The sequence below is a fragment of the Ignavibacteriales bacterium genome, assembly GCA_026390795.1.
Taxonomy (GTDB): domain Bacteria; phylum Bacteroidota; class Ignavibacteria; order Ignavibacteriales; family Melioribacteraceae; genus Fen-1258.
Genome location: JAPLFG010000003.1, coordinates 2,347,209 through 2,366,818, shown reverse-complemented (window position 1 = coordinate 2,366,818; position 19,610 = coordinate 2,347,209). Strand labels below are relative to the sequence as shown.

The window sequence follows — 19,610 nt, the reverse complement described above, 5'->3', positions numbered from 1 at the left end:
TTTATTTGTTAGTGACATTCCGATTTTTAGATGCCGCGACCAAAATTTAATAATAATTTTATTTTAGCCTTTTCTATGACTTCAAATAGCCATAGTACCCGACTCCTTTTATACAAAATTACAAAATTACTTTACCACTTAATACCGGAGTGTCTTATATTTCTATCCAAGAAGATAACTTTAGAGAATTGTTATGTCTGATAAGATGCAGCCAATTTTGTTTCGCAAATTGATCAATTGGGTCCTTTCCGAATACGTCATTCATAAAATGATATTCGGAATTCCCGCAATCAAATTTTACTTTCCAAAGACTAAAACTGATGAAAAAATTTTTGGCGAAGAACTTGAAACTCCTGTTGGCCCGGCGGCTGGGCCACATACACAGCTTGCGCAAAATATCATCTCTGCTTATTTAGTCGGAGGACGATTTTTTGAGCTCAAGACCGTTCAAAAATTAGATAACTTAAAAATTGATAAGCCATGCATCGATGCTTCGGATGAAGGATATAACGTTGAATGGTCGCAAGAACTTTCTCTAGATGAATCCTATTCGGAATATCTTAAAGCGTGGTTTCTGATTCATTTACTTAAAGAAATTCTTGGAATGTCGCAATCCGAAAGAGGATTTGTTTTTAACATGAGTGTCGGTTATGATCTGGAAGGAATCAAAACGGAAAGAATGGACCGGTTCATTGATGAATTGAAAGATGCCTCAAAGAACAAATTATTTGCTGAATATAAATTAGAATTAAAAGATTTGCTCTGCAGCGGCGATACAATAGAGTTGCTTACAAAAGAATTTGGTCTTACCGGAAGCCAACAAAATTTAGTTCTTGAAAAGATTGAAAAAATTTCACCGCACATTTCTAATTCGGTTACGCTCTCTACAATGCATGGATGTCCGCCGCAAGAAATTGAATCCATAGCAAAATATCTAATTCAAGAAAAAGCATTACATACTTACGTAAAACTGAATCCTACACTTTTAGGTTATGATTTTGTAAACGACACACTTCATAAACTTGGGTTCAAATATATTACTCTGGATAAAAGTTCATTCGATCATGACCTGCAATATAAAGACGCCATCCCGATGCTTAATAGATTACGCTCGCTTGCTTCGGCGAACAATAGAATATTCGGAATAAAACTTTCAAATACACTTGGAGTAAAAAATACACTAAGGACACTACCCGGTGATGATATGTATATGTCGGGTAGATCGCTATTCCCGCTCACAATAAATCTTGCGCATAAATTGGCAGATGAATTCAACGGAGAAATAAATATTTCTTATTCGGGCGGTGCAAACTTCATTAACATACAAGAGATTTTACAAACTGGAATAAGACCCATAACATTTGCCACGGAATTATTGAAGCCGGGAGGTTATTTACGTTTAGCACAAATAACAGAAGCTGCAGAGAAAAATTACCTGAAGATCGGGCGCGGTAATAAAATTAATTTATCAATTTTACAAACGGTAGCAGAAGTTTCTCTCTCCGATAGAAATTATTCTAAGGATAAACATGAAATAAGCTCGATAAAAATTTCTAAAAGTTTACCGGTTTTCGATTGCTTCATCGCTCCGTGTCAAGAAGCATGTCCAATCCATCAAGATGTAGCAGCATACATTAAATTAGTTGAACAGAAAAGATATGCAGAAGCATATGAACTGATTGTTACGAAAAATCCTCTTCCTCATATAACCGGTTATATCTGCGATCATCAATGCATGTATCATTGCACCCGCTGGGATTATGACGAGCCGGTGTTAATTAGAGACCTCAAAAAGGAAGCAGCGGAAAAAGGTTATTCAACTTACATAAGTAAATTCAAAGCGGAATTTCTTGACAACCAGAATAATATTAAGGTTGCAATAATTGGTGCGGGTCCATCGGGATTATCAGCTGCATACTTCTCAGCCAAAGCCGGATTCGATGTAACAATATTTGAAAAAGAAATGAATGCTGGGGGAATTGTTAAAAACGTTTTACCAAAGTTCAGACTTCCCAAAGAAGCTATTGAAAAAGATATTGAATTTATCGAGAAGCATGGAATTAGATTTATCTTTGGAATGGAACCGAACTTCTCAATTGAAAAATTGAAGAAAGAAGGATTCAAATATATTTACATCGCAATTGGGGCTGAAGACTCCAACAAAATACTTTTAGACGGCGACGAAATTAATATTTATAATGCCATAGAATTTTTACATGATTTCAACTCCGAACAGAATTATAAACTAGGTAAATCTGTCGCAGTAATTGGCGGCGGCAATTCCGCGATGGATAGCGCACGCGCAGCAAAGCGGCATGAGGGAGTTCGAAAAGTTTATCTTATCTATCGGAGGACAAGAGAGGAAATGCCAGCGGACAAAGAAGAATTTTACGCTGCGTTGAACGATGAAGTTGAATTCAAAGAATTACTTTTACCTGTGAAATTTAAAGATGGTATTCTAACTTGTCAGAAGATGGTTCGTGATCAAATCGGCGCTGATGGAAGAAAAAATGTTGTGCCTATCGAAGGTGAGTTTGAAGAGATTCAAGTTGATTCGGTTGTCTCCGCTATTGGAGAAAATGTTTACACGGAATATTTAACCAACAATAATATTCCGCTTGACAAAAATAAAGTAAAGGTTACCCGCTTTAATGAAACAATAATCGAAAATGTTTTCATTGGAGGCGATGCATTAAGAGGACCATCAACAGTTGTGCAATCAATTGCAGACGGTAAGACTGCTGCTGATGCGATCATCAAAAAGGAAAAAATTGATAACCTCCTCTCACCGTCCAAAGAGTATATAACTGTTGACCAAGTACTTTCTTCTGAGATAGCCAAAAGAAAAGGTTTAGTAATCGAACAGAATCATTCAGATCTTTCTATTGAAGCCGGAAGATGTTTGGGATGCAATTTCATCTGTAATAAATGCGCGGAAGTTTGTCCGAACCGGGCGAATGTTGTGATTAAAACGGATTCATTATTGTTCAATAATGTCAATCAAATTCTTCATCTTGATGCTCTGTGCAATGAGTGCGGCAATTGCGAAACTTTCTGCCCGTACGAAAGCGCTCCTTATAAGGAAAAATTTACCTTATACTGGAGTGAAGAGGAATTTAAAAATGGAAGTAATGACGGATTCTTCTTACGCCAGAATGACAAAAGGATAATGTTTGATGTAAGATGGCAGAAGGAAAATGGAACAGTCTTTTTTGATAAAGATGGAAATGTTAAAAGTTCGTTTGCAAACAATGACGGAATCGAGAATTTGGTCCAATTGATAAGTTCTGTTAGAAATGACTATTCATTTCTTCTGCAGTGAAATAGAACGAATAATTATTTTTCTTGTAATTCTTTAGCTGTTTCTTTGACGGCTTCTATAATTTGTTTGTATCCAGTACATCTGCATAGATTACCCGCAATTGCATCTTTTATTTCTTCATCGGTTGGATTTGGGTTTTGATCTAACAGTGCAGACGCTGATAAAACCATTCCGGGTGTGCAGAAGCCGCATTGAACTGCTCCATGTGAAAGAAAATTTTTCTGGAGTGGATTTATGACATCACCTGTTGAAATCCCTTCAATTGTAACTATATCAACTCCTTCTACTTGACCAGCAAGGACTAAGCAAGAATTTACTGCGCGGCCATTCATCAAGACAGTGCACGCACCGCATTCTCCAACTCCGCATCCTTCTTTTGTGCCGGTGAGATTGAATTTATCCCGCAATAAATCTATTAAACGAATGTTCGATTCGACTTTAGCCGAAACCTGTTTTTTGTTCAATGTAAATTTTATTTCTATCATTAACTCTATTATAGAACGCGGTTTTTTATAATGATTATGATTTATAAGAATCATAAACAATCTTAAGCGATCATGAAGATCTGCGTTCTATTCCTTTTAATAATTGATAAAACATTTGTTGAACTACCGGCAATTTATATTCACTTGACCAGCGTAATCCGGTAACTTGAATGATTTGTTCAGCTAATTTTCCCGATAATTCTTTCATGAATTGATCGTCAGCTTTTTTCCCTAATGCAAATTTCTCAAGATCAAAAAAGCGCATTCCTACCGGAGTAACTGCACCTGCAGCGATTCTAATTTCTTCAATAATTTTATCGTTTGTATTCATAAGTAAAGCTAAAGTAATTCTACTAATAGCAACTGCCCGTCTTCTTCCAAGTTTGTAAAAATCACCCTTAAGTTTTCTAGACGGCACCGGAATATTAATTCGAGTCACAACTTCGTCAGCATTAAGTTTCGTTTTGTACGGTGCGCTCAACAAATCGTGCAATCCAATTTCTCTCTTTGAACTTAGAGATTCGATTTCAACTGAAGCGTTGTAAACAAGAAGAACCGGAACAGTATCTGCACATGGTGCGTTATTCACAAAATTTCCGGCAATAGTTGCGCGGTTGCGAATCTGCACACTTCCAATTGTACTTATTGCTTTCCAAAGTAAAGGGAATTCTTTCTCAATAACTTCATTCTGAAGAATATCGGAAAAAATTTCCGCGGCACCGATAGAAATTCTTTCTTTATTAACATGAATGCCTTTCATTTCAGGTATTCTGTTTATATCTATTAACAGTTTAATATCTTTGAAACGAGCTGATTCTTGATTCAGACCCGGGACAACATCTGTTCCGCCGGCGATTATATGAACATTTTTTCCATTTCCGGAAAGAAGGTTGAGCGCTTCATTCAAATTTTTGGGAGAAATAATTTCCAGCGCATGCATCATACTAAGCTCCCTCTTTTTGTGTCGGCGGGCCGAAGTTTTTTACCGAGTAAAACTTCTTCCAGATTTAGAGGCAGATTAAAAAATCTTTTACCAATAGCGTTGTAGACCGCATTTGAAATTGCCGCAGCTGTTAATTCCAATGTTGGTTCACCCAGAGATTTTGCACCCCACGGTCCGTAAGAATCTTTTCCTTCGACGAATATCGGTTTGATCTCGTCAATATCTTTACTCGTCGGAATTGTGTAAGTATCAAAATTCAATTCACGAATAAAACCTTTATCTGTAGTAACCTCTTCAAAAATTCCGTAGCCAGCACCTTGAGTTACTCCACCATAGACTTGTCCTTCTGCTCCAAGACGGTTAATAACTTTTCCCGGATCATGAACGGCAGTAATTTTATCTATGTAAACTTCTCCGGTTGAAATGTTAACTGTGACTTCGGCAACTTGGCAGCCATAAACATAAGTGAAGTATGCATCGCCCTGTCCGGACTCTTCATCCCAATGAACGTTAGGACTTCTATACCATCCGATTGAAGCTAAACTTATACCCCGTGTATATGCTAATTTACAGACTTCAGGAAATTTCGAGATCACTCCTTTTTTTCTGGAAAAAACTAGATTCTCCCGGAGAGAAACAAAATCATCTTCTCCTAATTTGAATTCATCTTTGACAAATTTTTCTAACCGTTCAAATAAAATTTGAGCCGCATTTTTAACAGCGCCGCCTCCCATAATTGTTGCACGCGATGCTACTGTTGGACCGCTATCCGGTGTTATACCGGTATCCAATTCTAGATAAATAATTTTATCGGTTGTGATTCCCAAAACTTCCGATGCAATTATTGAATAGGTTGTTCGAAGACCCTGTCCGTTTTCTGCTAATCCGCAATCAAGATAAACACTGCCGTCATTTTGAATCGAGAGATATGCAGAAGCAGCATCAACACCTTCAGCACCCAAAGAACATCCACGGAAACTTATGGCTAAACCAATTCCTTTTTTAGTAGAATTATTCGGTTTTATGAATTGTGACTCGTTTAAAATTGGCGATGCAAAATTGTACTCAACAGTTTGCGGTTTTTCTTTTTTATTCTTTTCCCACTTTGTAATAAAATCCGTATTACCGCAAGCAACATCTAAAACACGAACGAGATTTACTTCGTGGTCTTTTAATGTTTGCCCGGTCGCAGTTATCGAGCCCGCTTTTAAACCATTTACTCTTCTGATTTCATCCGGAGTCATCCGCAATCTTGCTGCAATTTCATCCATCATGGATTCTTGTGCAAAAATTGGCTGAGGTGAACCGAAACCACGCATTGCACCGGTATAAGGATTGTTGGTATAAACAGCACGAACATCCGTATGAACATTTTCAATTTCGTAAGGACCTGTAGCTTGAACAACCGTGCGCCATGTTACGAATGGACTCATTGATACATACGCGCCTCCATCGGCAAGAATATCTATCTTCATTGCTTTTATCTTGCCGTTTTTAGCGTAACCAATTTTATAATTTAAAATGTATGGATGGCGTTTGTATGATTCTAATATGGATTCTTCACGAGTATAACGAATTTTTACCGGCCGGTTAGTTTTCATTGCCGCAGCAGCAGCACGTGCAGAAAGGATACACATTGTATCATCCTTCCCGCCGAACGATCCACCGAGATTTGCCTGAACAATTCTTACTTTGCTCAGAGGTAGATCCAAAACATTTGCAACAAACCGGCGTGTGGTAAATGGATTTTGAATACTTCCTATTACTTTAACACCTTGAGCGGGACCGAGCGGAACTGCCACTACAGCTTCCGGTTCAATATATGAATGTTCGATTAACTGTGTTGTGTAGGTTTGTTCAAGAATTCCATCACTCTCGGCAAATCCTTTTTCTACATCTCCTTTTCTAAGAGGATGATGGCAAATCAAATTTGTACCGGTGTCCGGATGAATTAAAATTGCATCTTTCTCTAAAGATTTTTTCGGATCATTTAGAATTGGGAGTGGAGTATAATTTACTTTTATTTTCTTTAGAAGGGATTTTAATTCATTTTCAGATTCACCGACAAGCATGGCAAGAACATCGCCGGGTGTAACAACTTTTTCATCACAGAATATTGGCTGATCATTTTTGATCATTCCAACTTTTTTTGTGCCCGGAATATCGGCAGACGTAATAATCGAAAAAAGAGATTGGTTATTTTCTATTTCAGAAAAATCTATTGAATTTATTTTTGCGTGGGCTTCTGGAATTCTCAACATTACGGAATAAAGCATTCCATCGAATTTGTAATCATCGGCAAACTTAGCCCGACCGGTTACTTTGTCAACTCCGTCCTCCCGAATTACTCTTGAACCAACAATCGAGAACTCTCTATTCATTCCTTTCTCTTAACTTTAATGGAAAACAAGTATTACTATTTCTTTCGACCATTAATAACAGTGTTCTGTTTGAGTTTATTTACCAATCTCTCGCCTTGAATGTAAATTTCGTTTTTAATTTTATTTTCATTCGCATCCATAAAATGGAAATCTTTCATCAAAAATTCACCTTTCTGCAAAACGCTGTTTACCGGGTACTCCAAAATACCATAAATAAAATGTCCCCAGAAATTTTCTTTACTCATTGGAGTCGGCGGAACGTAATCCCAAATGATCATATCAGCTCTATCACCTTCATTCAAAGATGGAAAATCAGAAAAATATTTTTTAGCGAAAGCCAGCTGATCAAAATATGTCTTCTTAATAACCGCTGTTGCTTCATCAAAACTGTTTCCTTGTCCGCGCGAAAGAAGAAACAATTGTTTAATCGACTTAGCGATATTGGAATGCATTCCGTCGGTACCGACAAGAAACGGAATATTTTTTGGAATCTCTCCAAACTGCGGCAATCCAACCGAATTATTAAGATTGGAATCCGGGCAAAATGCGAGAGCACTTTCTCCCGTACTGACCTTTATAAAATCTTTTCCTTTTAGATGAACGCCATGAACTAGGATGCTTTTATCATTCATCAATTTATATTTTTTCAAACGACTTACAGGCAAAGAACCGGCGTACTCCACACTAAGTTTATTGTCGCTTTCATCTTCTGCCACATGAATATGAATTCCAAGATCAAACTGGTTTTGAATTTTGTGTGCTTCGGAAAGGAGGTCATCAGAAAGTGTAAATGAAGCATGAAGACCGAGCATTCCATGAAAATCACCGTTAAGTTGAGATGTGAAAAAATCTTTATTCTCATTCAATCCGGCTATTGCTTGTTCAGTCCCGTTCCGATCGGTACTTTCAAAACAAAGAACACCGCGCAAATCAAAAGTATGCAATGCATTCTTAATTAATCCCAGACTTCCTTTAATCTGATTTTGCGAAGAGTGATGATCAAAAATATATGTAACACCGTTCCGAATTGATTCTATGGCAGCCATCTGCGCACTTGCGACTATCATTTCATTATCAAGCAGACGGTCTAATTTCCACCATAAGTTATGCAAAACATTCTGAAAATTGTTGAACTCTCCTTGAAGCGGAAGTCCTTTTGCAAGTCGGGAATAAATGTGATCGTGAAAATTTACTAACGGTAGCGTTAAAACTTTTCCGCTTGCATTGAAAGAATCCTTGCCAACTTTCTCCGGATTTTTTAAATATGTCTGAAAATTTTTAGGGCGAATTTTAGAGATCATTCCATTCGCAATAGTAATATCTCCAAAAAGAGGTAATATTTCTTCTCCGATAACCGGGCAAATCCATGCGTTCTCAATTGTGATTGTAGCTTTTTTCATTTTATTCTACTTTCAGTCCAACTTGTTTATTAAAATTCTCAATTAGCTCATCCCACTTTGGCGCAATTGCAAATCTCTCTGCCCAATAACTTTCATCGTACCATTGCGAGTTTAGTTCTTCAACCGATTTGCCTTGCTGTTCAACCCACGTAAAATATTTAAGGTTATGAATACGTTTTTTGTCGTAATAACTTAGTTCTTGGAAGTAATCCGTAGATTGTTTCTTAACGACCGCGGTCCAATCAACTTCCGATTGATGAACGGAATATTTTCCCCAATCTTGATTCATCTCGTCTAAGCGCGAGTTGTACATTTCTTTTGAATCCGTAAAGATTGTAAAGATCATATCATTTTCATTCATCTCGTAATATTTAGCAAGTTTAATGGAGCTAAGCATATTGCTGATAGAAGAAATTCCAAGCCACGGCAGTTTAGAAATCACTTCTTCAGTTATCCCATTTTTACGCATCCATTCTTGTCCGGTGGGTTCGTTAAACAATCTTAAAATTCTCAACGGATCTTCATCGTCAATAGCGCAGACTGCATCGGTATTTTTAACATTATGAATCCAAGGAATGTGCTTATCGCCAATACCTTCAATTCGATGAGCGCCGTAACCATTCATTAAAAGAGTTGGACATTGAAGGGCTTCGGTTGCAACAACTTTCATAAGCGGAAATTTTTCACGAAGATAATCTCCAGCACCAATTGTACCGGCTGAACCTGTTGCACTTACATATCCGCTCAACTTGCTGTTGGAATTTTTTAACTGGTTAAAAAGTTTTTCGAGTGTCCCGCCGGTTACTTCATAATGCCAGACAGGATTACCAAATTGTTCAAATTGATTGAAGATCAGATATTCATCGCTCTTAGCTACAAGTTCATGACATTTATCATAAATTTCTTTTACGTTACTTTCGCATCCGTAAGTTGCAAATATTTCCGCGCCCATATTTTTGAGCCAGTCAAATCTTTCTTTGCTCATTTCTTCCGGAAGAATCGCAACTCCGTGAACTGATAATAACCGGGAATTAAAAATTCCGCCTCTGCAAAAATTTCCCGTTGAGGGCCAAACCGCCTTGTGATACTCCGGGTTAAACCTTCCTGTTACAAGATAAGGTGCAAGACAACCGTATGTTGCACCGACTTTATGAGCACCGGTCGGAAAAAATTTTCCTACTAATCCAACTACGCGAGCTTTAATTCCTGTAATCTCTCTGGGAATTTCTAAAAAATTTATGCCGCCGATCTTTCCGCTCTCTGGATCGTTTTGCCAATTAATCCGGAACAGGTTTAGAGGATTTATTTCTTCTAATCCAACCTTTTCTAATTTTTTCTGAATGTTTTGAGGAATGGTTTCTGGATTTTTTAATTGACTGAATTTCGGCAGATAAATATTTTGCTCTTTGCATCTCTTAATTGTCTTTTTTAAATATTCTTCATTCTCAATTTGCCACGACCAATTGTGCATTTAGTCTCCTAATTATTCGATTTATTATATAGAGTAAGTAAAATTTTTTCCGGTGTAAGAGGTGCCGAATAATTCAATTCAAGATTTGGATTGAACGCTTCCATGGCATTAACCAGTGCAAAGTAAGCACCAATACCATACATAAACGGCGGTTCACCAATCGCCTTCGATTGATTTGGTCCGTATGGATTTGGAACATTTTCGAGAAAATGAATTTTGATTTCTTTAGGTACTGCATATATATCCGGTACCTTGTATGTAGAAAGAGCATCGGTTAAAAGTTTTCCTTCATTGTTCCATTTCAATTCTTCACAAGTCATCCAGCCAATTCCTTGAACAATTCCACCTTCAGCTTGACTAAGATCTATCGTATGATTGATTGTCTTGCCTAAATCATGAACTACTTTTACAGAATCCACTTTATAAGTACCTCTCAGACAATCGAGTGTAACTTCCACAATTGCGGTTCCATAAGTGTGATAAGCGAACGGTTCTCCTTTATTTATTTTTGTATCGAAATGAATATTAGGAGTTGAATGATGTGCTTGGGCAGTCAAACTGATCCGTTTTGAGTATGCAATACTTACAAGTTTTGAAAAAGTCAGATCGGTTTTTTCACCGTTATAAAAAATAATTTCATTTTTGATTTCAACTTTTTCCGGATTATCTTTTTTAAGTTCTAACGCTGCGACCTTCTGCAATCTCTCAATTAAAATTTTACAAGCATCAATTAACGCAAATCCGTTCAGATCTGTTCCCTTACTTGCCGCAGTTGCGGATGTATTTGAAACACGGGATGTATTTGTAGATTCAATTTTAATACGCTGCTGGTTAATGGAAAGTTCATCGGCTGCGATATTCCTTAATTTCTCATTAACGCCCTGCCCCATTTCAATTGCGGCTGTGCTTACACTTACACTTCCATCTGTATAAATGTGTACAAGAGCCGATGCTTGATTTAGAAAAGTTGTGGTAAATGAGATTCCAAATGTAACTGGAATAATTGCCGCTCCCTTTTTGAACAATTTATTCTTTTCGTTGAACTCGTAAATACGTTGATAAATTTTCTCCGGATTGTAACGTGATTCAACTTCTTCAAAACAATTTTTAATATGACATTGTGAAGTCTTCTGTCCATAAGGGAATTCATCCCCTTCACTCAAAAGATTTTTTTTCTGAATCACGGAAGGATCAACACCCATTTTTTTTGCGGCTTTATGAATCGCAGATTCAATTACAAACATTCCTTGCGGTCCGCCGAAACCTCTAAATGCTGTGAAAGGAGTAAGATTTGTTCTGCAGCTAAAAGCAGTTGCTTTAACGTTTGGAACGAAATAAGAATTTGTACTATGAAAAAGTGTACGGTCTAAAATTGCAGGTGAAAGATCAGCCGCGGCACCGGCATTTTGATAATATGTCGCTTCGTAAGCAATAATTTTTCCATCTTCTGTTAAGCCGATTTTAAAATCAGATGAATACGGATGACGCTTGCCTGTGATTCTTATATCCTCTTGACGCGGCAGAACTAATTTAACAGGTGCATTTAATTTTAATGCGGCAAGAGCAGCCATTACAGCCCAAGGTGTTGCTTGATCTTCTTTACCGCCAAATCCGCCGCCAAGACGAATAACATCAACTTCAACTTTATGCATTGGAAGCGCAAGTACTTGCGCCGCCGTACGTTGAACCGCGGTTGGTCCTTGTGTAGATGAGAGAATTTTTATTCCGCCGCCTTCTAATGGGAATGCAAGAGAAGCTTGTGTTTCAAGGTAGAGATGTTCTTGACCGCCGCTTTCTGCTTTTCCTTCAACTATATAGTCACAACTCTTCCATGCCTCATCAATATTACCAAGCTGAAAAATTCTCGGTTTTACTATAAGATGATTGTTAGCAGCGGCTTCTCTCGGATCAAATACAGCCGGCAACTTTTCAAATTCGCATTTAATTTTCTTTGAAGCTTCATGTGCTTGAAGAAAAGTTTCAGCAACAACCAATGCAATTGGATGACCAATAAAATGAACTGTCTCTTCTGCAAAAAGGTTTTCATCTCTAACAATTCCGCCGATCTGATTTTCACCGGGAATATCTTTAGCTGAAAAAATTCCTTTCACGCCATCAACAAACCAGGCATTGCTGAAGTCCAGATTTAATATTTTTCCATGAGCTATCGGAGAATAGAATACATAACCGAATAATGTACCTTCCGGAGAAACAACATCATCAACAAAAAGAGATTCACCGCGAGTATGCCTTATCGAGTCATAATTTTTCAAAACAATTTCTCCAGTTCAATCTGCTGCGGAAAGAGTTTGATAAAATGTGCGTAGAAAAGTTGACGCAATAATAATCGTTTATATTCGGCCGAACCGCGAGCATCGCTGATGGGATTAATTTCCTTTTGAGTAATCTCGCCGGCTTCAATTATCGTCTCTGTTGTTATTTCTTTTTTGAGTAAAAATGAACAAGTCTGTTTTAAAAAGAATGGAACAGGCGCTACACCGCCGGCTGATATACGAATTATAAAAATTTTTCCGTTCTTCATTTCTAAATATATTGATGAGTTCACACTTGCAATATCAAGATATATCCGCTTAGAAACCTTTTCATAATTGAATAAGAAATTTCTTGCCGGAATTGGAAAGGAAACTGCTTCAACGATTTCATGCTTCTTCTTTTCCAAAGTTTTATAACCGATATAGAAACTCCTTAAAAGAATTTGGCGATTCTTATCTCCATCTGTCAAATGAACAGTTGCATCCAGTGCTAAAAGTAAATTTGTCATGTCCCCGATTGGTGAGGCATTAACAATATTACCTCCAATTGTTGCACGGTTGCGAATCGGCAATGATCCAAAAAGATTTAGATAATAGTTCCAATGGTTAAAATACTTTTGAAGTAATTCTGACGACTTAATCTCTTCAATCGTTGTATAAGCGCCAATCTTAATTTGTTTATCCTCAATAGAAATTCCGGTCAGATTTTTTTTGCCGGATAATAATTCCGCTTGCCCACGAACTAGACTTTCCCATCTTTGAACGTATAAATCGGTTCCTCCGGCAATTAAGGTCTTTGTTTCTGATTGGCGTACTTTTTTAAAAAGATCTGAATTAAGATTCCTTAATCGATCTTTAATAGTGCTGAAGTAACCGGGTACAAATTTCAAAGCGATAAGATTTTCAAGATGAGTTTTTTTCTGAGATTTATTTTCTTCGTACGTAAGGATTCCAATTTCGGCAGCTCTTTTTATTCCAGCGTAGCCAGTACAACGGCAAATATTTCCTCCTAGAGATTCAACAGCATTACTGGAATTAAAAGATGAATTGCTTAAAAAATATCCAGTCATGGAGACTACAAAACCCGGTGTACAGAATCCGCACTGTGTTCCACCTTCATCTGCAATTGCAGATTGGACTGGTGATAATTCAGCCTGGTTAAAACCTTCTACTGTTACAACGTGCTTACCATTAATGTCACCGAGCGGCACAAGACATGAATTAACAGATTTGTAAACAACGTTATTACGTATCAAGGACCCGACAAGAACTGTGCAAGCACCGCAGTCCCCTTCGCGGCAACCTTCTTTTGTTCCCGTTAATTTTTTCTCTTTGCGAATGAAGTCCAAAAGAACTGTCGTTTGAAGAGATTCCGTGATGATATGAGCATTATTAAGAATAAATTCAATCATGTTATTCAGTTGATCTTTCAACTGTGGATTTAATTTCTGCGTGAATTGATATTTTTAAAAGAACTTTGATTAACAATGAAAAAATTAACACTTTGAGAAGCCGAAATCAAAAACTTAATTTCAGGAAGCAATAATTAAATTTAGAATGAAACCAACCGAAATCTGGGGAAAAAATCTTTTAGTACTTGCAGTAAGTCAATTCATATACCGTGCAGGTACTAGAAGCTTGATTCCATTTCTCCCTTTATTCATTCACAATCTTGGAAAGACCTCCATTGTTTCAACTGCAATTTGGAGCGGATGGATATTTGCAGCGCCGTTTTTAGTCTCATTTTTCATGACTCCAATTTGGGGAAGTTTCGGAGATAAATTCGGACGAAAATTAATGACGTTGTTCGCAGTATTTGGTTTTGCACTCTCACAGTTTTTGATGGGACTATCTGCTGATCTTACACAATTACTTCTCTTTGCATCACTTCAAGAAATTATGGGCGGCTTTTATCCGGCTGCAATTTCTTTGACTGCATCGAACACACCAAAAGAAAAAACGGCATACTCACTTGGTATTATTCAATTTGCAAATGGAAGCGGAAATGTTGTTGGTCCAGTAATTGGTGGCGTATTAGCAGATTTGTTCGGCTATAGAGAAGTATTTTTTCTTGTTGCGGCAACTGTAGCATTATCCGGAACATTAGTTTTATTTTTTGTGAAGGAAGAGAATTTTGTACAGCAAAAACAATCCTACTATTCTTTTATCAATAATTGGAAACATCTAATTAGCAAACGAATTCTTATTTCATGCGGATTATTTTTATTGATCTATTCATTAAGTGTTTCCATTCTTAGACCAACTTTTTCTCTTTTCATTCAATCACTTAATCTGCACGTGGAGACATCAACAATTACCGGAATTTTATTAGGAGTATATGGCGGTACATCCGCAATTGGATCTGCATTATTTGGAAAATTTCTTAAAAGGTTTGGTATTAAATCGCTGACTGTTTTTACAGTTTTGATAGCATCACTTTCTTCAATTTTTATTGCGTTTACTTCTACCGTCGAAATGATTTCGATCCTCCTCATTTTTTCCGGATTTTCTCTTGGATTAATATTACCGCTGATTTATACTCTTCTTACAAATAATACTGAAAGCGACCGCAAAGCCGGTGTGTTTGGCATCGGTTCAAGTTTTCAAATTATAGGCAATCTAGTAGGGTCTGCACTTTCGGGATTAATTGTAGCAAGTTTAGGAATTAGCGCTCCATTTGTTATAGCCGGATTGTTGTTTCTGTTCGTAATTCCAATTTCTATATTTGGATTACAAATGAAAACTTTATCGTCTTAATCGGGGACTTACAAAATGAACTTATTTTTTATGTTTTCTATTCTCAGCCAATGAATAATTTTTTCAACCGAATTAGAACTAGATAGATTTTGGTTGTGAAGTTGGTTTAAGCATTCGCTATATTTTAGATAGTTAATATGGTTGGTTTACAATCATGCTGGCATTTAATTATATATCAAATTATCACTTCCGTTTTTGTTCTTACCTTTGCTTACCCCCTAAAAAAAATAAATTATTGCGGAGCTAAAAATGAGAACAAAATATTTATTATTAGTTTCATTTTTATTTTGCTTGAATCTCGCCGCTCAACAACCAAGTGTTGATTATTCAGATCCGGAAGAAGTTGCACAAAAATTTCTTGAACTCTATTTCAAAGGCGATTGGTTCGGAGCTTGTAAACTATGCGCATGCGAAGGCAGCGAAGATCAAATTTCATTTATGATAAGAAAAATGGATGAGATGGATAACGTAACTGACGATTCGAAGTGCACTTTTACGTTGGACAAATTTGAGTTAGACAAAGACAATCTTTCCGGAAAATATTTTTATACTAAGACATGCCCTGGTGATGATAAGCCTAAAAAAAATCATGTTGATATGAAAAAGATTGGTGATAGGTGGCTGGTTGAATACATTTATAAAAGGGATAAATTCTTATAGATTCATTACCATTCATTGCTTTAATTAGTATTCGTTTATTGCTGCCATTTTCTTAATTTTATAGATCAAACTATTAAGAGATTTTATGGGAAAACATAAAGGTAATCCAGCATCAAAAAGAATATTTAATTTCGAAAACAAAAATGAGCCTTTGCTTTCACGTAACCTTTTTATTCGACGTGCAGTAAATCATCTGCTCTTAGGTATTCTTACAATTTTTATTTCACTGATAATAGGTATTTTGGGTTATCGATTTATTGAAGGAATGAGCTGGATTGATTCACTTCTTAATGCTTCAATGATTCTTGGCGGAATGGGACCGGTTGGAGAAATGCACAGAGACGCCGGCAAATTTTTTGCCTCTATGTATGCTCTTTTTTCCGGAATAATTTTTTTGGTAACAGTAGGGATAATAATTGCACCGGCTGTTCACCGGTTTTTACACAGATTGCATGTTGAAGATGAGGAGGAAAAATAGAGTAAACTTAGTATGATTCTGAGAAAGACCTTCTTTCATTTTTATATATTTACTTTTCACACAATCAACTTTCAAACAGTATAATTATTGTAATTCAATCCAATCAATAGTGAAGAAATAAAATTTCTTTTCTTATTTTGCTATCAACAAATTGGAATTTGGGTAATTGAATATAATGTGTTTTGCATCTTCTCAAGTTGCTTCTATCCGCAGTTTATGTAATAGACGAGATTTAGGTTGTACGCGCAATAAAAGAGGAATGAGAAATAATGAGATTCATTAAAATATTATTATTCGTTTTTTTTACATCATCTCTACTTTTATTGAACGGATGCGGTAAAAAAGATTCGAATGAACCTGTAGAAATGACAGTCAATTTTTATATGGTTGCACCGGAAGGCTCTTCACTAACAGGTAAACCTATTGATTGTAATGAAATTCTTGTTCCAATCTCTAAAACAATTCTAATTGAAAAAAACGAAGTCGAATCTGCATTTACGGAGTTATTCGCGGCAAAAGATACAGATGACATGAAAAACTATATCAAGGGACCGGGATTATTTCTTTATCAGTCAACTTTATCGGATGGAATGGCGGAGGTATATATCAAAGGTGATTTTGCAATTTCAAGTTTATGTGATATCTCCCGCATAAGAGAACAACTATATGAAACAGCCAAACAATTTCCGGATGTAAAAGAAGTAAAGATTTTCATCAACGCTCAATCGCTTGAATCTTATCTTTCAGTTTCTAAACAAGGTCTCAATTAATGGATTGGATTTATATACTCATTGCATCTGTTTTCGAAATTTCATGGGCAGTTGGACTAAAATATTCGGAAGGTTTTACACAACTCAAGGCTACAATTTTTACAATCATTACAATGATTCTAAGTTATGTTTTTCTCTCTCTTGGAGTTAAAAATATTCCGATTGGTACCGCTTATGCTGTTTGGACAGGTATTGGAGCAGTCGGTACCGTAATTTATGGAATACTATTCTTTGAAGAACCTCGAGATCTATTGAGGATAGCATTTATTTTATTAATAGTTATAGGAATTATTGGCTTACGTCTTACTTACAAAGCCACTTAGTATGAAAAAACTTACACACGACGAGATTTCACAAAACCGCAGTACACTCGAAAATGTACACAAAGTAAAAAAACTTCCGGTTTACGTTGTACTCGATAGCATTCGCAGCAGTTATAATGTCGGTTCAATATTCCGTACCTCGGATGGGGCGATGATTGAAAAACTTTTTTTATGTGGCTACACACCACATCCGCCAAAGAAAGAAGTTTTGAAAACAGCACTCGGCGCGCAGGATAGTATTAAATGGGAATATGTAAAAGAGGCTAAAGAAGTAATTCTGGGCTTGAAAAAACTCGGGATCAAGATTTGTGCACTTGAATTAACAGATTCGAGTATTCCGAATTATGCATTGAATAAAGATATTTTTCCGATCGCTCTTGTGATCGGTAATGAAATAACCGGTGTTTCTCAGGAGCTATTAAGTTTGTGCGATCTCTCAATTGAAATTCCGCAATTTGGAATCAAACAATCGTTAAATGTGGCGGTCGCATACGGAATATCAATTTTTGAGTTGAGAAGAGTTTTTGACAACAAATAGTTTTTAGCTCTCTATTATCCACCGGTAGATTAAAGTTATTTAATAAATAGTTTTGTATCTGTTGATTTTTTGAGCTCTTTTGCAGACACACTGCTTGTTCTCAAAACATTTCAGGGTAGATAAGAGAGTATGGAGAATATACCCACCTATATATTGATTAATTTTGAATATCTCTTGATTAGGATACGAGTTTCCTTGAGTGAAACTAAAAAATGAAAACCTAAAAATAAAATAAAAAGGATTATTGGACCGGGTGAAACGGATGTGTCTCCAAGAAATTTTATACAAATTGATATAATCATCAACCCGACAATAGTCATAAGTCCGTTAAAAGCCTTATTAAAAATTAAATGGGTCCTGCTTTTTTCCGGAATTTTATTCATTACGGCTTCAACTAAATCTATTTCCAGTCTCGGGATTTCAACTTTGTATTTTAAAAAAGACCGGATTGAGGAATAAGCCTTAAATTTTTTATTACAGCCATCGCATTCCTTTAAATGCAGTTCAAACACTGCATTATCATTGACAGACCTGTTGTCAAGTGCCGCCTGAATTTCTTCATCCGAATAATGTTTTAAACTATACATAAATTCCTTATTGATTAATTAATATTTCTTTTAGTTTCATACGCGCCCGGTACAAATGACTTTTGATTGTATTCGACGGTAACTCCATTATGTTACTTATCTCCTCCAGGCTAAGATCATCCTGATGGAAAAGTAAAATAACTGTTTTCTGAACTGGAGTAAGTTTGTTTATAGCGCCGGTAAGGGAAACGATTTCTTCTTTTTTAATCAGTATATCCGCCGGGGTTAGATCGTTTTTGGCAATGAATATATTCATTTTAGAATCTGCAGACTCCTCGCTAGTTAAATAATCATCTATCAGTAAGTTTTTTTTCTTCTGCAGATAATTAACACATGTATTATATGTAATATTTCCTATCCAGGTCGATAACCTTGCTCTGAATTCAAAACTGTTTAATTTGGTATAAATTTTCAGGAACACATCCTGGCAAACATCGGCACGATCATCTTGATTTTTCAGAATCGGGAATACTATATGTTTGACCAAACGTTCATATTTATTAATTAATTGCTTAAAAGCATTTCTATCCCCTGATAAAATTTCCTCTACCAATCTATGTTCATCGGTTTCAATACTCATATAATAAAAATAAATGATACTTCATTTGACTGAAAGAGCTTTGCAAAGTTGCATCCTGCTTAACAAAAATATCTTTTATTTATCCGCAACTTTCAGCCCGGTTCCCTGTCCAATCATCCAAACGAAATAAATTCTGAGGATCAGTTATGAACAAAATTAAAAAAAAGATCTTGCTGGTTACTTTTGCAATGATATCCCCGGTAATATATGCACAGACTCCGGGAAATGTAGATAATTTGGTTAAGAACCCAGACGCCAACAAAATAATTCCCGATAAATTCCTAGAGATCGGAATTCCATTGCTATTTCTTTTTCTAGTTTTCAATATTATAGTTACGGTCATAAAAAACAGAGAGGAAAATAAACTAAAATTAAGAGTTCTAGAAAAGGGAGTTTCAGAAGATACTTTAATCCAATTGTTTAAAGAAAGCAATATCATCTACAAACTTCAGTCGTTAAAAATGTTCCTACTTTCCGGCGCACTTGGTGCGGCGCTGTTGTTAATTTATTTGTTAAGGGATGTGGTGGCAGAACCCACTGGATATTTACCTTTAAGTATAATCCTGATTTTTATCTCACTTGCTTTCTATACTTACTCTGCAATTCTCAATAAAAATTTCAATAAATAATTAATCACTTAAT

Annotated in this window: 17 protein-coding genes; 8 read left to right on the top strand and 9 right to left on the bottom strand. The window is 36.2% G+C overall.

What is annotated here, in order from left to right:
• Positions 1–193: 193 nt before the first annotated feature.
• Positions 194–3,322, top strand: a complete 3,129-nt coding sequence (gene ygfK / locus NTX65_13765) for a putative selenate reductase subunit YgfK (protein MCX6170408.1) — start codon at positions 194–196, stop codon at positions 3,320–3,322.
• A 14-nt stretch (positions 3,323–3,336) separates the two neighbouring features.
• On the opposite strand, the gene NTX65_13760 is transcribed toward ygfK, so the two are convergent.
• The 7 genes from NTX65_13760 to NTX65_13730 form a co-directional block, all read right to left on the bottom strand.
• Positions 3,337–3,807: a (2Fe-2S)-binding protein gene (locus tag NTX65_13760; GenBank protein MCX6170407.1), complete on the bottom strand. Its 471-nt coding sequence runs from the start codon at positions 3,805–3,807 to the stop codon at positions 3,337–3,339.
• Between the two features lie 70 nt (positions 3,808–3,877).
• A complete protein-coding gene (locus NTX65_13755; GenBank protein ID MCX6170406.1) occupies positions 3,878–4,750 on the bottom strand; it encodes an FAD binding domain-containing protein in 873 nt (290 codons plus the stop codon).
• Positions 4,747–7,131, bottom strand: coding sequence for a xanthine dehydrogenase family protein molybdopterin-binding subunit (locus tag NTX65_13750; GenBank protein ID MCX6170405.1), 2,385 nt, complete (start codon positions 7,129–7,131; stop codon positions 4,747–4,749). The genes NTX65_13755 and NTX65_13750 overlap by 4 nt, the downstream gene beginning before the upstream one ends.
• Positions 7,132–7,166: 35 nt before the next feature.
• Positions 7,167–8,531 (bottom strand): amidohydrolase family protein, encoded by a 1,365-nt coding sequence (locus tag NTX65_13745; protein ID MCX6170404.1) that lies wholly within the window; start codon positions 8,529–8,531, stop codon positions 7,167–7,169.
• 1 nt (position 8,532) lies between these two features.
• Positions 8,533–10,002: a pyridoxal-phosphate dependent enzyme gene (locus NTX65_13740; GenBank protein ID MCX6170403.1), complete on the bottom strand. Its 1,470-nt coding sequence runs from the start codon at positions 10,000–10,002 to the stop codon at positions 8,533–8,535.
• Positions 10,003–10,010: 8 nt separating this feature from the next.
• Positions 10,011–12,275 carry a molybdopterin-dependent oxidoreductase gene (locus tag NTX65_13735; GenBank protein ID MCX6170402.1) on the bottom strand — a complete coding sequence of 755 codons (2,265 nt, stop codon included), beginning with the start codon at positions 12,273–12,275 and terminating at the stop codon, positions 10,011–10,013.
• On the bottom strand, positions 12,272–13,687 hold the full coding sequence (locus tag NTX65_13730; GenBank protein MCX6170401.1) for an FAD binding domain-containing protein: 1,416 nt from the start codon (positions 13,685–13,687) through the stop codon (positions 12,272–12,274). The genes NTX65_13735 and NTX65_13730 overlap by 4 nt, the downstream gene beginning before the upstream one ends.
• Before the next feature lie 145 nt (positions 13,688–13,832).
• On the opposite strand from NTX65_13730, the gene NTX65_13725 reads away from it, so the two are divergent.
• The 6 genes from NTX65_13725 (at position 13,833) to NTX65_13700 (ending at position 17,801) form a co-directional block, all read left to right on the top strand.
• On the top strand, positions 13,833–15,032 hold the full coding sequence (locus tag NTX65_13725; protein ID MCX6170400.1) for an MFS transporter: 1,200 nt from the start codon (positions 13,833–13,835) through the stop codon (positions 15,030–15,032).
• A gap of 249 nt (positions 15,033–15,281) precedes the next feature.
• On the top strand, positions 15,282–15,692 hold the full coding sequence (locus NTX65_13720) for a hypothetical protein (protein ID MCX6170399.1): 411 nt from the start codon (positions 15,282–15,284) through the stop codon (positions 15,690–15,692).
• Positions 15,693–15,777: 85 nt separating this feature from the next.
• Entirely contained in the window at positions 15,778–16,170 is a 393-nt protein-coding gene (locus NTX65_13715) for a hypothetical protein (GenBank protein ID MCX6170398.1), read from the top strand.
• A 269-nt stretch (positions 16,171–16,439) separates the two neighbouring features.
• The gene (locus tag NTX65_13710) at positions 16,440–16,940 is read left to right on the top strand and encodes a hypothetical protein (protein MCX6170397.1); all 501 of its coding nucleotides are present in this window, start codon (positions 16,440–16,442) and stop codon (positions 16,938–16,940) included.
• Complete coding sequence (locus tag NTX65_13705; GenBank protein ID MCX6170396.1) at positions 16,940–17,263, top strand: multidrug efflux SMR transporter; 324 nt, start codon at positions 16,940–16,942, stop codon at positions 17,261–17,263. Before NTX65_13710 ends, NTX65_13705 begins: the two co-directional genes overlap by 1 nt.
• A gap of 1 nt (position 17,264) precedes the next feature.
• Positions 17,265–17,801 (top strand): RNA methyltransferase, encoded by a 537-nt coding sequence (locus NTX65_13700; protein MCX6170395.1) that lies wholly within the window; start codon positions 17,265–17,267, stop codon positions 17,799–17,801.
• A 146-nt stretch (positions 17,802–17,947) separates the two neighbouring features.
• On the opposite strand, the gene NTX65_13695 is transcribed toward NTX65_13700, so the two are convergent.
• Positions 17,948–18,388: a hypothetical protein gene (locus NTX65_13695; protein ID MCX6170394.1), complete on the bottom strand. Its 441-nt coding sequence runs from the start codon at positions 18,386–18,388 to the stop codon at positions 17,948–17,950.
• Between the two features lie 7 nt (positions 18,389–18,395).
• On the bottom strand, positions 18,396–18,941 hold the full coding sequence (locus NTX65_13690) for an RNA polymerase sigma factor (GenBank protein ID MCX6170393.1): 546 nt from the start codon (positions 18,939–18,941) through the stop codon (positions 18,396–18,398).
• A gap of 173 nt (positions 18,942–19,114) precedes the next feature.
• Between NTX65_13690 and NTX65_13685 the strand changes: the two genes are divergently transcribed.
• Positions 19,115–19,597: a hypothetical protein gene (locus NTX65_13685; GenBank protein MCX6170392.1), complete on the top strand. Its 483-nt coding sequence runs from the start codon at positions 19,115–19,117 to the stop codon at positions 19,595–19,597.
• Positions 19,598–19,610 lie beyond the last annotated feature (13 nt).